Source organism: Kribbella sp. NPDC003505, from assembly GCF_040610875.1.
GTDB lineage: Bacteria > Actinomycetota > Actinomycetes > Propionibacteriales > Kribbellaceae > Kribbella.
Genome location: NZ_JBEXNA010000001.1, coordinates 602,321 through 616,569 on the forward strand (window position 1 = coordinate 602,321; position 14,249 = coordinate 616,569).

Below are 14,249 nucleotides of genomic sequence, written 5' to 3' on the forward strand. Positions count from 1 at the left end.
GCATGGCGAAGCGCAACTACCTCGTCGAAGGAGGTTCCGGGACCGGCAAGACTTCGGTCTGCCAAGAACTCCGGCGGCGCGGGTACAACGCCGTCGACGGCGACAACGAGCTGGCGTATCAGGGAGACCCGGACACCGGCACGCCGACCGAAGGTGACATCCGCTACGAGCACCACATCTGGGACGTCGCCAAGGTCCGCGAAATCGCCGCCGACACAACGAACGACGTCACCTTCTTCTGCGGCGGATCGCGGAACCTCCACAAGTTCCTCGACCTCTTCGACAACGTGATCGTGCTGGACGTGGACGCCGAGACACTCGAGCACAGACTCCGCAACCGGGGCGCTTGGGGTGCAGACGCCCAGCAAAGGGAGTTCATACTCCGCCTGCACGCCACCAGAGCAGGCGTGCCGGAAGGAACGATCATCGACACCGCCCGCCCGTTGAGCGAAGTTGTCGACACCGTCCTGGAGCTCGCCGGCTCCTGATCGCGGCCGCAGCCGTACGACGGCGTACCCGGATGTACTGGTAGCGCCCGGCAGATCAACCCGCAACCGCCCGCGTGTCCGGCCGGCAGCATGTCGGATTCGCAGTGCGGCGTTCGTTGCACAGGTGAGAGGCGGGCGCGGATCGGCCGCCGGACAGGAGTGATGAGATGCCGCATTACCTGATCTCGTTCGAGAAGGGTTCGATGGACCACTTCGCGGAGGAGGACTGGCCCGTGGTGGGCAAGGCCGCGCACGCGGTGGTCCAGGAGGCGATCGACGCCGGGGTGTACGTGTTCGGCGGCGGTCTGGACTACGAGAACAACGACGTGGAGCATGCCGTCGTCGCCACCGACGGCATGATCACCGACGGCCCGTTCCCGGAGACCAAGGAGCTCATCGGCGGCTTCATGATCGTCAAGGTCCCCACCCGCGACGACGCGCTGCAGTGGGCCGCCAAGCAGGCCACTGCCTGCCGCTGTGCCCAGGACGTCCGCAAGTTCATGCGCGACCCGGAGCTGGACATCTGAGCTGATCGCGCCTCGCGGATATCCTCCTGCGTGTGACGCGAACCTCCAAGCCTTCGGTCATCTTTCTCAACGGCGCCTCGTCCGCCGGCAAGACAACGCTCGGCACCGCACTACAAGACGCCCTCGACGAGCCGTACTTGCTGATGGGTCTGGACACCTGCTTCGCGATGGTCCCCTCCCAATGGGCCGGCGGCTCGATGGGGGCGCATCGCGCGCAGGGTTTCCAGTACGTCGACCTGCCCGACGACAACGGCAAACCCGTCTGCGGAATCGCGTACGGGCCGATCGGACTACGCATGCTGCAAGGCTTCCATCGCGCCGTCCGCGAGTTCGTCCAGGCAGGCAATCCGGTCATCGTCGACGAGATGATGCTCGGCCCCGAAGTGAGAGACCACTGGCGCACAACCCTGGCAGACCTCGACGTACTCACGGTCGGAGTCCGCTGCGACCTGGCCGAACTCGAACGCCGAGAGGTCACCCGCAAGAGCCCAGCAGGCCTCTCCCGCTGGTCCGAGGCACGCGTACACGACGGAATGCACTACGACCTCTGGGTAGACACCACCAACCAGACCCCAGAAACCTCCGCCCACCAAATCCTGACCGCGGCACGCGCAACTCCTTGATCGACGCCAGATCAACCGGTGCAGCACGCCACGCGGCCGCACTGCTTCACTGAGCCGGGATCCCGACTCCTTCCACGGCAGAGCCGCCCGGCGCTATCGTGAAATCGTGGCATCGAAGTCCTTGCCGCAACGCGTAGCTCGAGCGGTCGGGGAAAGCTCGGTCGCCGAGCGGATCGCTCGCGCCCAGGAGCTGGCGTACGGGCGGTTGACCGAGCGGATGCAGCGCAGCCCGCTGCACAGCGACGTACTCGGCCACTCACTCCATCCACCGCTCACCGACGTGACCACGGGCTGCTGGCTCAGCACGTCCCTGCTGGACATTGCCGGCGGAGCGGGTTCGCGTCGCGCGTCGACCCTGCTCGCCGGATTCGGCGTACTCGCGTCTCTGCCGACCGCCTTCGCAGGCGCCGCGGACTGGGCCGGCCTCTCAGGCCCCGAACGCCGCATCGGCGCGGTTCACGCCCTCGGCGCCGACACCGCGATCCTCCTCTTCACCAGCTCCCTCGTCGCACGCCTCCGCGGCAACCACGGGACCGGCGCCAGACTTGCCCTGGCCGGCAACGCGGTCATAGCCGGCGCAGGATTCCTCGGCGGCCACCTCGCCCTACACCGCGGAACCGCCCGCCGAGCTCCTGCCGCCGACCCTGACTAGCCATCCCGAACACACTCGCCCGCCATCCGCCGCGGCGCCCGCTCCGCGCAGCGGCAGCCAGCGGAGATGATGCGCTGGTGATCATCAAGCTGCACCCACCGAGGTCCGCCGGCCCGCTCGAACTCGGCGCGACCGGCGACGAAGTCATCGCGACGATGAGGCAGTTCGGTGACCCGGAGGTGCTCTGCCGAGCTGCAGGTGACCGAGCGGGCTGGTGCGTGATGCATCCGAGCGGCTTGTTCCTCAGCGCGTACTTCGACGCGGACGATCGTGCCGAGGCCATCGAGCTCGGGCGACCGACGGACCCGGGTGTCACCGTGACGTACGGCGGCCTGGACATCTTCCGGACCCCTGCCGCGGATCTCGTGGAAGCCCTGCGCCGCACGACCCGAGTCGTCGAAGAGGAGAACGGACACTCGTACACCGCGCCGGAGCTGCTGCTCGCCGTCTGGCGCTCGACGACCCCCGAAGATCCCGACGATGCCGAAGGCAACTACTTTGAATCCGTACTGGTCGCCGGGCCCGGATACTACAACCAGGCACAGCCGACGACCGGCTGACGTACGTGTTGGTGAACTCGTTGCCGACAGCGGCACAGTCGGTACCGGCGGCGACCACCGAGTTCAGCCCTCTCGATGCGCCGTACTGCCATCAGAACGTCGCGATCGGGTTGACCGGGCTGCCGGAGGTGCCCGCGAAGCGGACCGGTGCGACCGCGAACTGGAAGTCCCACTGACCGAGCTCGGCAGCCGTCGCCGCGCACGCCTCCAGGTCGCAGTTGTCGAGCAACCACAGCCCCATCGCGACAAGGCTCACGGCATGAACCGGCATCAGTACGGCGTCGTACCCCGACGGCTGAACATCCTGCGGGGTATCAGCGCCGATCAGCGCGACTCCGCGTTCATGCAGCCACGGCAGGCAGGACGCATGCCAGCCGGCCTGCGTGATACCGCCCGATGGACCGGACTCGTGCCGAGCGCGGCCGTACCCGGTCCGCAGCAGCACCGCATCGCCTGGCTGCACCCGCACCCCTTGGCGGCGCTCAGCCTCCTCCAGGTCGTCGGGGAACACACCCTGCCCCGGCTCCAGCCACGGCACATCACGAACCTTCGCAACGTCCAGCAAGACACCACGGGTCACGATCCCGTCCGCCGCCGCCGTCACAGCGCCCCACGCCGATCCCGTCTCGGCGTCGACCAGCGAATGCGAGCGCCCGTTGTACATCTCGCCGTCCCAGTAGATGTGACACGGCGAATCGAGGTGCGTGATCGTGTTGCCGTGGAACAGGATCCCCAGCCGCTCGTTGGAGAACCCCCAATGCCGATCAGCGTGAAACGCCGCCGGCATGTGCTCCGCACCCGGCATCTCCGCGGCACACGGGCACGTCGTGGTCGCCCGCTCCATCTCCTCCGGTACGGCGACCTCCCACGCGCACGACACACTCCGCCCATACCGCACTCCCCGAGCCGCAGCGAGCCGTACGTCGTCCGTGATGAGATTCAACGTCCCGAGCTCGTCGTCCTCACCCCACCGTCCCCAGTTGGACAACGTGTCGAAATACCCGAGCACTTCATCCTGAGTAGGCACCACTCGCCCAGCCGTCATCCCAACTCCTCCGCTCCCGCACCACCGCACCACCGCACGCAGGCTATCCCCGCCGCTCACTTCCCCTGACACAACACCAGACCACCGGGTCAGCCGCCACCGCTGGAGCGCCTCTCGAAGCCTGCGACGATGTGCGGCGAGGCTGAGATGCAGCGGGGAACTCTCGAACATCTGGATGCTCGCCGCACTTCGTCTGACGTCCGCTCTCACGCCGTCGGTCAGGCGTCGAACCAGACCACGAGCCGGACGTTGCGGGGTCCGTGCAGACCGGCGAGGACCCGCATGACCTCGAACACGGGTGACCACTCGCCGCCGATCACGTCGCGGCGGCGCAGGCGTTCCACTCGGTACAGGCGATCACCGACCAACCACTCGGTGCCCTCGGGAAACGCAGAGCCGTCTTGATCCAGACTGTGACCCGTCGCAGCGGCCCACGCGGGATCCTGACCGGCCTTGGAGTGGTACACCCACGTGCTATCGGCGCCGCGTGTGTACCTGTGGATCCTGGCATCGACCCGTACCGCGGGCTCGTCGAGGTCGATCGCTGCCAAGTCGCTCCCGTCGAGCCAGCTCGCGGAGTGCGCCTGCTCGGAGAACTGGGCAAGGCCCTCGCGGGTACGACGTGCGGCGTCGGCCGGCAGCCCTCGCTCGGCCGCCACCGGGTCGAAGAGCGAGAGTACCCGGCGGTGCTCCGGTGATTGGGCCACTTAGCGGTGGGCACCCTGTCGGCCACGCGTGCCGCGACAAACGCTCGGCATACATCCGTGGCCTGCTCGATGAGAGCAAGCCCAGTCCGGGTACGGCGGCAGAGGCACGTCGCCGGGGATGAAGTCAGCTCTCACAGCCACCGTCCGTGAGGCCGACCGGTACCGGCGCCCCTCGAAGCCATGTTCCCTCAGCGCAAGGAGATTCGCGTGCAGAGCGGACGCGCTGCGCCGGCCGCGCCACCAGCTCGCCCTGGCGAAAGACTGCCCCGCATTCGCCGTACCGCCGACCAATGCCTCGCTCTCACCCCGTCACGGCGGCCACGCTGCCGTCAGCTCGACATCCCCGCGCGTTTGAAGCTCTCTACGAGCGCTGGGGGTACTTCGTTCAGCCGAGCGACAGCAGCCGTTCTTCCAGGAGAGGCCCGGCCTGATCGATGGTCTCACCAAGATCGAGCCACGACTGCTCACGCGCCGCCGGCCCGTCCATCGCGGCCACGGCCAGGCTGAACACCCCTGTCAGCACGTCCCGCTGCCCATCCGGCTGCACCACCGACAACCCGAACTCCACGGCAAGACCGGTACGCACCACCTGCGCCTTGCCCGGATCATCCGGCAGCGGCTTGCCGCCGGTCAGGAACCTCGGCTCCGCAATGACCTTCAACCACTCGACCTTGGCCCCGTCGACCTGCTCCGCCAGCATCTCCTCGATCCTGTCGCGCACAGCTCGCCCGGGCTGATCCCCCAGCCAGTCAAGCCAATGATCCGCCTTGGTGAGCAGCTCGAAGTCGTCCCGCGGACGCCCATGCCGCTCGTTAGGTACGAAGTCACCGGTGATCTGCCCCGCGTCGTCGACCTGCCAACCTCCACGAATCGCCTCCGGCGGCACGTACCCGTTCGGATCGTCGACCCATTCCCCGTCGATCTCGTAGACCCACCCACCCGGATTCCGAGCCGCCTCAGCCACCAGCCCCTCAGCCGGTCGATGCCGCCGCTTGAACATGCTCACCCGCCCCAGTCTGCCCCACGACGGTGCCTCACTCGCCACAACGCGCCCCGCATCCAGCCGACCGCGGCCGGTTCCGCAGCAGCATCACGACAGGGCTGCGACGACGACCAGATCTCAAGCTGAACGACAACCGCACAGAGGAACTGGAGTTGCAGCCTCCCCGGCACAACAAGAACGGCTCGTCCGTGACCGGAAGAGCCACAGACCTGCGGCGGAACTTGGCGGATTCCATTCCCTGCCCTCCACGCCCCTGGACTGGGCGCCCGCCGATCCTCCCGCGCTACATGTCCGCCAACTGATGCACGATGGGCTGGGCCCGCGGTCACCTGCGCGTCGACCAACGCACGGATCTGGCAGCCGATGGCAGGACGTTGGTAACCGGCCGCTAAGCGGGCTGGTCGCAAGGGTCTCCGGCGCGGGCTACGGGCAACGGGCGCGCGCCGCCGGTCGTTGTGGGCTGCTCATTTGGTTGCGCGGCTGTGCGCCTCACGTCGACATCAGCTGTCCCACAGCGGGGACAAGATCTCAATAGCGGCTGACGTGGTCGCCAATTTGGTCGGCGCCCAATGGACCATCCAAATTCCGTGGCCGCGTTTCCACCACAGGATCCACCGACCGCATTCCAGTTGATCCCCCGGGGATGGCGGACACTCAAAACCGACCAGGACACTTCCACCCGGCAACGACCGGGTCTGGTCACCGTCTGGCTCACCGCGCAGAGGGAACTTGGCCCAGTAGTAGCCGTTCCAGCCCGGAGAGAACACCTTCGACGCAAGCCAAGCGCCCGATCTACTCGAGTAATCCAGGGCAGTGATGCCGAGGTACCCTCCATCGGCAAGCTTGATGTCCAAGATGCTGGACTCGCGCTCATACATTCGGTGAACTGGATCGGATCCTCTCGGCCGAACGGTCGAATCTGGCCAGGCGGTCCGTGCAGCGGCATCGCTCGGTAAGAAATCGATAGCCGACGAATCAGGCCCGCGGCGCGACACTAACCAGGCGCCAGTGAGAGCAACCACGACGACCCCGACAGTCGCAAGCCACGCACAGCGTCGACGACATCGCCGCAGCGTTTGTAGCAGATCTATGCTGCTCAATGGCATGGCGCCAACAGTAGATGGCAGCAGGCTGACCTCATCGGTCGACGTCCGCACATAGCCGCCTAGAGTGAAGCGCGGCCAAGGCTGATGTGCGCGCGTCAGTGCCAGCCGAACCGACGGAGCGTTCGATCGATCTCCTGGTCGCTGGCGTACCACGTCCAAGAGCGCAACTCGACCAAGCGGATCAATCCGAGGAGCGCCACAGGATCGTCCGCGACGTACTCCTCGTCACCCCTGTGCGCGACGACTCCGCCTCCATCGGCGGCAACTTCGAAGCCGAGCGACTCGATGGCCAGGATGGCTGGAACGACGGTGTTCCCGGCTTGAGCTACGCGTCTTGTCATGGCCGCATGATGGCATCCGAGACGTCCGAAACTGCCGCGCTCCGCGCACTGTCATGCCGATGTGCGCGCATGTGCTGTCGATCCTGCGCCGCCGGGATGCGCTTAGCAGATCCTTCTCAGTGTCAGTCGTCCGGTCCAACGACGTCTGCTGCTGGGTGCGTTGACTGCAGCGGCGAGAGGTCGCCGTCGCCAACCTTGGTGCCACGTATGCGGAAGTCTCTCAGGCGACGGCCGATGGGACCGGTCAGCGGAGCGAGCGTGGCGATCGTGCCGCCGAAGGTGATGCGGATCTGTCTGAGTTCGGCGAGGTCGGCCAGGTCTGCCAGATCCAACGTGACCTGGCCCGTGATGCGTCGATCGCCGATGATCCACAGGTGCTGAAGCCTGCTTGCCTGGGCCAGCGGGGCCAGGCCTGTCGCGCGCAGGGCGAGCAGTTCGACGTACTCGAGCCGTAGACAGTGCTGCAGACCCTGAAGCGATACAAGCTGGCGGGTTGCCTCCACTTTTAGTCGTCGAAGGCCTGGTTGATCGCCGAGGAACGTGAAGTCCGTCCCGCGCCAGCCCCATACGTGGAACTCATCCAGGCCAATCGCGGCCACCTGTTCCAGGCCCGGTCGGCTGTCGAGGCCGATCTTCGAGACCGTTGAGCCGGATAGGTCTGGCAGCGCCTTCTTGCACCTTGTCAGAAGGAAAACCTCGCGGATTCCGGGTATCAGCAAGGCCGCGGTGTCGTCGGCAACTGGTCCGGTGACCTCGACGTAGCGCAGCCCTGGAAGGTCGCGAAGGAATTCGAGATCGGGCAACCTAGTGTTCCGCGCGACGCGGAGGTTGACGCCGTCATGTCCGCCAGCAACGTACGCGTGGTGAACAGCCAACGCATCGATGACGCCGTCTACATCGACGCTGAGCACGTTGTAGTCGAACCTCACCCGTCACCCACCTGCCTCCACTGCCTAGTCGAACGTCGAGCGCAACCCGCGATGCTACGCGGAACGCAGTCCAGCCGCAGTGCCGCGAGCCACGCTGTCATGCCGATGAGCGATCGTCCGCTGGACCGCTCTCAGGACTCCTCGGTGGGCGGAAGACTCCTCTTCGCGGCGGCCGGGAGTGTGCCCGCGTGATGGACGATGAAGTCGAAGCCGGTGTCGTCGTCGTGCCAGAACGCCTCAAGGGCGGGGCCGGTCTCGGATGAGCCGAGGTCCGTTAGTTCGAGACCCATCCCGTCGCGGATGACATCTGAAGCCATCACTACCTCGAAGCTGCGGCCTTCGTGCTCCCAAGCATTCACAGCGAGCCATGTTCCCACAGCCCGACCGAAACGCACTCTCATGCCGCATTCCGCGCGCTCATGCCGACGAGCGGACGACTCGACGATCCGAAGTGATGCCACAATCGGCCCGTGGCGATCACCATGTGGGTTAGGGCATTTGGGGCTGCGCCTGGCGAGCGACTTGCTGAGGGCAACCGGCCGTGGACGCCTCCCTATGATCTGCTGACCCCCGAGGAGACCCCGCTGCTCTACGGCGTCGATCCGTACGACGACACGATCTTCAATCGTCGGCAGTGCGAGCGCCTGCTGATGCGGGAGGTCACGCACCTCAGGACTCAGCGCTTAGCACCCGATCAGATCGCCATGCTCGATGAGCTAGACCGGCTCATTCTGGAGACGAACCGCAGCCCGCACCGCTACCTCTTGTTCAACGGGGACTAGAACGTCCTCATCTAGCCGCAGACAGTGCGACGGGATCACGCGCGAGCGGGACGCTCGAAGCCAATCGTGCGCCTTACCAGGGCGAGGGCTCCCGTTGAACGTGCGCGGACGACGCGGGTCGCTACACGAGCTGCGACTTGACGCCGATCCATTCGCGCAGCAGAGAGGCGAGCGCCGCGTCCTGGACTTCGTCCAGGTGCCACTGGGCGGCGCTGACCAGCTTCTTCGCCTGCCGGGACTGGCGCATTTGCGCACGGTCAAGGCCGCTCAGGTCGCGCCGGTCAGCAAGTAACGCGACCTCGTCCAGATGGACCGGGAGGGCGTTTAGGCACGCCCGGACGATCTCGTCAGCCGATGGCAGCACCGCCAAGTTGATACCCGCACGCCGCATCCTCATCGTGAAGTACGCCAGCTGCTCGGCGCTGTCTGCTTCGGTGAACACAGCCCGTGCCTGCCCCTGGCGCAGCAGCCAGAGCTTCAGTTCGGTCCATTCCGCCCGTCGGCGCGACTGCCCATCCATCTGCTGATCGATGACCAACAACAGATACAGCCACCAGTTGGCTCGCTCATTCGGCGCCGGCTGACGACGGTCCAGCCACCGGCCACGGTGGTGCTCATCGAACCGGAGCAGGTCGACCAACCCGTCCTTGATGGCCTGGCGTCGCCCGTCACCCGCCGGATCCTCAGTCCCGCTCATCGCACTAGCATGCCCATGGACTGCGGCATCGCGAAACGTCCGGATCTGCCGCGTTCCGCGCGGTTATGCCGACGAGCGGGCACTAGCGGGGCAGACAATCCTGGCCTGCAGCCCTAGCATCCGCGCATGGGATTCTTCGGGCAGTTCAGGTTCTCCAACGGTGCGTGGTGCTCGGGTTCGAAGGAGGAGCCCTACCTGCTCATCGATGTGCACGACAGCGATCTGGCATCAATCGAGTACGCGCCTGTAGCAGGCGGCGCCTCAGGTCGCTGTTTCCTGGGTTTCGAGCCCCGGCACTACTTCGACGACCCCGAGGCCAACGACCCCATTAACCCTGCACTCGAAGCGCAGGCATTAGCAGACTGGGCCAGGGCGGCAACAGGTGCCGTCGTGGACACGAACCGGCTCCAGACGCTGCTGGCAGATCCAGACGGCGAACATCCGGCAGAACCGTTCGTGGAGGAGACCGTAGTGCGGCTGCTCGCTGCCCTCGAATTGCCCATTCCCGCGGAGCTCCAAGCCGCGAGCGCGCAGCAAGTCCTTCCCACTGGCGCGCCCCGGGGTGGCGATGCCGCTCGGCAGGCCCTTCACGACCTGGGGGCGACCGAGGTGACACCGCAGACCCTGGGCGACTTCATGGGAGCCGTCAAGAAGCACCTCGACTGAGGATCCGTGCGACCGAGGATGTGAGCCCTCGCCCGCGCACGAAGCAGAACGTCCGCAAGCAGCCGCGGTCCGCGCGGATGTCGATGGGCCTGCTCGATGTCGGGCGCACGGGGCGTCTGGGCCACACGTTCCGAGGGACCCAGCGCCTCGATAGCTGTAGCTCTAGCGGGTGTCTTTGGAATCGGCGGCGGAGAGGGTCGCGGCCCACTCTGCGGACCACCGGACGAGCGGGCGCAGCGCGCGATAGACGCCGCTGCCCAGCTCGGTGAGGGCGTAGGTGGTGTCCGGATGCTGCTCGACGAGGGCCGCGTCGACCAGTTCGGTCAGCCGTTGCCGCAGCACGCTGGAGGACATGTTGTCGCAGCGCTCCTGCAATGCACGGAACCCGACCGGCCCGTGTTGCAGCTCCCAGACGATCCGCAGGTTCCACCTTCGGCCGAGCAGGTCGAGTGCGGCCATCAGCGGCCGGCCGGTGCTCGACCCTCGGACCGCCCGTCCCGGTCTGGGTGCCGCCATCCGTCGTACCGTCCCCTCTTGCTGCTTCGATATCAGACACACTATCGTAGGTCTTGTTGATTCGATTTCCGAAGCGCTTGGCAACGGCTTCGGGAGGCGATTACTACCGGGTCGTGCGACCGACCGGTGATAAACAAGCTGCCGGTATGGCGACGTTCCGGGATCCCGGGGATGTTGTGGTCGCTCGCCGCTGAACGGAGGTTGTTGTGCACAAGCTGTTGGTTCTGTATCCCGAGCCGGCCGATCCCGGCCATTTCCGCGACTACTACGTGAGCAAGCACCTCCCGCTGGTCGCACGCATGCCGGGCCTGCTCGCATTTCGCTACAGCTTCGAGGTGACAGCGACGCAGGGGCAGACGCCGTACTTCGCGGTCTTCGAGGCCGAGTTCGCTGACGCTGCGGCGATGACCGCGGCAAGGTCTTCTCCGCAGGGCCGGCAGGTGTCTGCCGATGTCGCCAACTACGCCACCGGTGGTGTGATCGTCATGGACTTTCCGGTGCAGAACGGAGCCTGCTGAGCCTGGCCCTGAGGGCACCGCCGTATCCGCGGTGAGCGATCTTTGCGGAGTCGGTGCCCGCACTCGCATCGGTAGATCGGGCGCCCGCGAGCCCTCTTTACAGCTGAGGCTCTGGCGCATCCTGGGTGGCCGGGAGCCTCGCCACGACGGCGAGTGTTCGTGGCCCGCCCGGGGCGGGCGGCTGAGGATCGCGCGGGTTCGGATGCGTGTCGGCCCGAGGCTCGGCTGGGCTTTCCGGTCTTATCTCGATCGGGTGGACTCGATGTAGCTTCGGACCCACCTCGGATGCTGGGAGCGTCTGGACGAGATCCCACCGACGCCGCTGATATTGAAGATCGACCCCTTTCGCGGCTGTACGCCGGGACTCCCGGGTGGGGAGTCGATGCTGGCGCTGGCCAGCCAGGTGAGTCGACACACGGCGCACGGCTTTGGCGTGGCCAGTGCCGTGCGAGGCGATGCCGGCCGCAGGCCCGCCGTACACGGCCGTCGCCGAGGACAGGATGCACGCCATCGACGATTCGCTACCGCTGCTTCTCGAGATCTGCGAAAAGCTACATGGCCGGTGTACGCCGGTAGTCACTCAGGCCACGCGAGAGGCCGGTCTGCCGAATGGAAAACCGGCCTCTAGCCTGGGGGCGGAGCTTAGGGGCTCGGACCCCTGACCTCTTCCGTGCAATGGATTCCGGACCGATCGCGTCTCTGGGGGGCGGTCCGGCGTACGACGCGGCGTAGCGGCGTTAGACTCGCCGGACATGGGACTTCTCACCTTCAGCCTCAACGTCACCCTGGACGGCTGCGTCGACCACCAGGAGGGAATCGCCGACGACGAGACGCACGCGTACTTCACCCGTCTCATGGACGAGGGTGGGGCAATGCTGTGGGGTCGCGTCACCTACGAGCTGATGGAGAGCTACTGGCCGGCCGTCGCCCGCGGCGACGAGGAAGCGCCGCCGGCCATGCGCGAGTGGGCGGTCAAGCTGGAGGCCAAACCCAAGTACGTGTGTCCTCGACGCGCAAGGACTTCCCGTGGGCGAACAGCCACCACATCGACGGCGATCTGCGTGAGGGCGTGCAGAAGCTCAAGGACGCGACCCCGGCCGGGGTTCTCCTGGGAAGCGGCAAGCTCGCGACCGAGCTCGACCGGCTGGACATGATCGACGAGTACAAGCTGCTCGTCCATCCCCGGATCGCCGGCCACGGCCCGACGCTGTACCAGGGCGGGCTGCCCAGCACGCGCCGGCTCGAGCTGCTCTCGGCGGAGCCGCTTCACAACGGGGTGGTGGCCATGCACTACCGCCGCACAAGCTGAATCCCAGGGGTCCTCTCACCGACAGCGCGGCGACCTCCTCGCACTCGCCGCGCCGAACGACTCCTTGACGTCAACGAGCTCGCGAAGGCTTGGCCTCCCAAGTCACGCAACGGCCGGTCACCCAAGCGGGAACCGGCCTTTGAGCTGTGGTGGCGCGCAGGCGATCCGAGCCCGGACCTCTTCGATGCCATTCACACCAAGCCACCGAGCGTCTCAACTCGATCCACCAACGCCCATGTACGCCCGGTGCGATACAACCCCGTGGTCGCTCAGTCCGCCGCCTTGGAAGTCCCGCTGAACTTGACACGGGCGCTGGCCTCCGAAGAGCGCAGCATGGTCGCCGTCGCCGGGGATCCACCGCCCGGCAGGACCTGGATACCCGGTTGACAGCTGACAGATCCGATCGCTCGTATGAGCTCGTGAGTCCCCGCAAGTTCCACGCCGACCAGACCGACATCGACACACCACTCGTCCGCGAACTCGTGGCCACGCAGTTCCCGCAGTGGGCGACGTTGCCGCTGGAGCCGGTCGACTCCAGCGGCTTGGTGAACGCGATCTACCGCCTCGGCCCTGACCTGTCCGTACGGCTGCCGCTCCGCCCCTCGATCACCGACATGGTGCAACGGGAGCAGGAGAAGCTCGCGGCACTCGCGCCGTTCATGCCTGTTGCCGTCCCGTCCGTCGAGGCGATCGGCTCACCCACCGAGGCGTTCCCTGGCGAGTGGTCCGTCCACCGCTGGCTCACCGGTACGCACCCCTCCCCCGATGCGCTGGTTGATCCGCGTGGGCTCGCGGCGGACCTCGCGGCGTTCGTCGACGCGTTCCGCCGGATCGACCTGCCGGACCGGCCGTCGGCGTATCCGGGCGAGCGCCGAACACGCGCGCCGATGCCCTCGGTGGACTCCTTGACGCGAAAGGCGATCGTCGAGCTGGACGGCCTGATCGACACTCGGGCAGCGCAGGCGTCCTGGGAAGAGTCGCTCGCGGCGCCGTACGACGGGCGCGAGGTGTGGGTCCACTCGGACCTGACGCCGAGCAACCTACTCGTGTCGGCGGCGGGCCGGCTGACCGCGGTGCTGGACTTCGAGACATGCGGTGTCGGCGATCCAGCGTGCGACCTGTTTCCCGCTTGGTACCTGCTGCCCACGAACGTCCACGACGAGTTCCGCGCCACGCTGAACGTGGACGACGCGACCTGGCTTCGCGGACGCGGACGAGTGCTGTCTCAGGCCCTGATCGTGCTGCGGCACTTCATGGACATCAACCCGGCGCTCGCCAACAACGCGCGACAAGCCGTCGGCAAGGTGCTCACAACTCGGTGAACGGTCGTCGGCGCGACCACGGGGATAACCGGTGGTCCCGACGGCAGTCGTGCTGAAAGGGCCCGGTCGGTGACGGTGGGGTCGCGCGCGTGCTCGACAGTCCTCGAGACGGCCTTCTGGTGGTCGGCGAATCAGAGGTTCTCGGCGATGTCCTTGATAGCGGCGAGGCGGCGGTCCCATTCGGTGCCGATGGCGTCGAGGCGGCGGGCCATGGCGCTGAGGGGTGCGCCGATGACCCGGTACTGCACCTCGCGCCCGGCTTGCACGGTCTCCACGAGACCGACCTCGTGCAGCACCGCGAGATGTTTTGCGATGGCTTGCCGGGTGACAGGCAGTCGTCGGGCGAGGGCGGATGCTGAGGCGTCGCCCTCGCCGAGGGCGGTGAGGATGCTCCAACGGGTCTCTTCGCCGAGCGCGTTGCACATGGCGACCACGGTTCCGTCCAGTAGCCCTCGGCC

Annotated in this window: 19 protein-coding genes; 10 read left to right on the forward strand and 9 right to left on the reverse strand. The window is 66.7% G+C overall.

Annotation, left to right across the window (positions count from 1 at the left end; translation table 11 throughout):
• Nucleotides 1-2: 2 nt before the first annotated feature.
• The 5 genes from ABZX12_RS02760 (at nucleotide 3) to ABZX12_RS02780 (ending at nucleotide 2,850) form a co-directional block, all read left to right on the forward strand.
• On the forward strand, nucleotides 3-488 hold the full coding sequence (locus ABZX12_RS02760) for an AAA family ATPase (RefSeq protein WP_355689198.1): 486 nt from the start codon (nucleotides 3-5) through the stop codon (nucleotides 486-488).
• Nucleotides 489-655: 167 nt separating this feature from the next.
• Nucleotides 656-1,015 carry a YciI family protein gene (locus ABZX12_RS02765; RefSeq protein ID WP_355689200.1) on the forward strand — a complete coding sequence of 120 codons (360 nt, stop codon included), beginning with the start codon at nucleotides 656-658 and terminating at the stop codon, nucleotides 1,013-1,015.
• A gap of 32 nt (nucleotides 1,016-1,047) precedes the next feature.
• Nucleotides 1,048-1,638 carry an AAA family ATPase gene (locus ABZX12_RS02770; RefSeq protein ID WP_355689202.1) on the forward strand — a complete coding sequence of 197 codons (591 nt, stop codon included), beginning with the start codon at nucleotides 1,048-1,050 and terminating at the stop codon, nucleotides 1,636-1,638.
• 106 nt (nucleotides 1,639-1,744) lie between these two features.
• Nucleotides 1,745-2,290, forward strand: a complete 546-nt coding sequence (locus ABZX12_RS02775; RefSeq protein WP_355689204.1) for a DUF2231 domain-containing protein — start codon at nucleotides 1,745-1,747, stop codon at nucleotides 2,288-2,290.
• Nucleotides 2,291-2,367: 77 nt separating this feature from the next.
• Entirely contained in the window at nucleotides 2,368-2,850 is a 483-nt protein-coding gene (locus tag ABZX12_RS02780) for a hypothetical protein (RefSeq protein WP_355689206.1), read from the forward strand.
• Between the two features lie 91 nt (nucleotides 2,851-2,941).
• On the opposite strand, the gene ABZX12_RS02785 is transcribed toward ABZX12_RS02780, so the two are convergent.
• From ABZX12_RS02785 to ABZX12_RS02810, 6 genes are all read right to left on the reverse strand, one after another.
• Entirely contained in the window at nucleotides 2,942-3,895 is a 954-nt protein-coding gene (locus ABZX12_RS02785) for a cyclase family protein (protein WP_355689207.1), read from the reverse strand.
• Nucleotides 3,896-4,113: 218 nt separating this feature from the next.
• Nucleotides 4,114-4,602 carry a hypothetical protein gene (locus tag ABZX12_RS02790; RefSeq protein WP_355689209.1) on the reverse strand — a complete coding sequence of 163 codons (489 nt, stop codon included), beginning with the start codon at nucleotides 4,600-4,602 and terminating at the stop codon, nucleotides 4,114-4,116.
• Nucleotides 4,603-4,987: 385 nt separating this feature from the next.
• Nucleotides 4,988-5,602, reverse strand: a complete 615-nt coding sequence (locus ABZX12_RS02795) for a hypothetical protein (RefSeq protein ID WP_355689211.1) — start codon at nucleotides 5,600-5,602, stop codon at nucleotides 4,988-4,990.
• Between the two features lie 1,204 nt (nucleotides 5,603-6,806).
• Nucleotides 6,807-7,052, reverse strand: a complete 246-nt coding sequence (locus ABZX12_RS02800; RefSeq protein ID WP_355689212.1) for a hypothetical protein — start codon at nucleotides 7,050-7,052, stop codon at nucleotides 6,807-6,809.
• A gap of 122 nt (nucleotides 7,053-7,174) precedes the next feature.
• The gene (locus tag ABZX12_RS02805) at nucleotides 7,175-7,981 is read right to left on the reverse strand and encodes a hypothetical protein (RefSeq protein WP_355689214.1); all 807 of its coding nucleotides are present in this window, start codon (nucleotides 7,979-7,981) and stop codon (nucleotides 7,175-7,177) included.
• A gap of 131 nt (nucleotides 7,982-8,112) precedes the next feature.
• Entirely contained in the window at nucleotides 8,113-8,298 is a 186-nt protein-coding gene (locus tag ABZX12_RS02810; RefSeq protein WP_355689216.1) for a hypothetical protein, read from the reverse strand.
• A 153-nt stretch (nucleotides 8,299-8,451) separates the two neighbouring features.
• Between ABZX12_RS02810 and ABZX12_RS02815 the strand changes: the two genes are divergently transcribed.
• Nucleotides 8,452-8,763, forward strand: a complete 312-nt coding sequence (locus ABZX12_RS02815; protein WP_355689218.1) for a hypothetical protein — start codon at nucleotides 8,452-8,454, stop codon at nucleotides 8,761-8,763.
• A gap of 121 nt (nucleotides 8,764-8,884) precedes the next feature.
• Here the strand turns inward: ABZX12_RS02815 and ABZX12_RS02820 are convergent, their stop codons facing one another.
• A complete protein-coding gene (locus ABZX12_RS02820; protein WP_355689220.1) occupies nucleotides 8,885-9,460 on the reverse strand; it encodes a hypothetical protein in 576 nt (191 codons plus the stop codon).
• A gap of 126 nt (nucleotides 9,461-9,586) precedes the next feature.
• Here ABZX12_RS02820 and ABZX12_RS02825 point away from each other — a divergent pair, with 126 nt between their 5' ends.
• On the forward strand, nucleotides 9,587-10,126 hold the full coding sequence (locus ABZX12_RS02825; RefSeq protein WP_355689222.1) for a hypothetical protein: 540 nt from the start codon (nucleotides 9,587-9,589) through the stop codon (nucleotides 10,124-10,126).
• Between the two features lie 162 nt (nucleotides 10,127-10,288).
• Here the strand turns inward: ABZX12_RS02825 and ABZX12_RS02830 are convergent, their stop codons facing one another.
• A complete protein-coding gene (locus ABZX12_RS02830) occupies nucleotides 10,289-10,642 on the reverse strand; it encodes a helix-turn-helix domain-containing protein (RefSeq protein ID WP_355689224.1) in 354 nt (117 codons plus the stop codon).
• 206 nt (nucleotides 10,643-10,848) lie between these two features.
• Between ABZX12_RS02830 and ABZX12_RS02835 the strand changes: the two genes are divergently transcribed.
• From ABZX12_RS02835 to ABZX12_RS02845, 3 genes are all read left to right on the forward strand, one after another.
• Nucleotides 10,849-11,160 (forward strand): EthD family reductase, encoded by a 312-nt coding sequence (locus ABZX12_RS02835; protein ID WP_355689225.1) that lies wholly within the window; start codon nucleotides 10,849-10,851, stop codon nucleotides 11,158-11,160.
• Nucleotides 11,161-12,160: 1,000 nt separating this feature from the next.
• Nucleotides 12,161-12,469, forward strand: coding sequence for a dihydrofolate reductase family protein (locus ABZX12_RS02840; protein WP_355689227.1), 309 nt, complete (start codon nucleotides 12,161-12,163; stop codon nucleotides 12,467-12,469).
• A 419-nt stretch (nucleotides 12,470-12,888) separates the two neighbouring features.
• Nucleotides 12,889-13,791, forward strand: coding sequence for an aminoglycoside phosphotransferase family protein (locus tag ABZX12_RS02845; RefSeq protein ID WP_355689229.1), 903 nt, complete (start codon nucleotides 12,889-12,891; stop codon nucleotides 13,789-13,791).
• A gap of 131 nt (nucleotides 13,792-13,922) precedes the next feature.
• Here the strand turns inward: ABZX12_RS02845 and ABZX12_RS02850 are convergent, their stop codons facing one another.
• Entirely contained in the window at nucleotides 13,923-14,216 is a 294-nt protein-coding gene (locus ABZX12_RS02850; RefSeq protein ID WP_355689231.1) for a metalloregulator ArsR/SmtB family transcription factor, read from the reverse strand.
• Nucleotides 14,217-14,249: the final 33 nt, after the last annotated feature.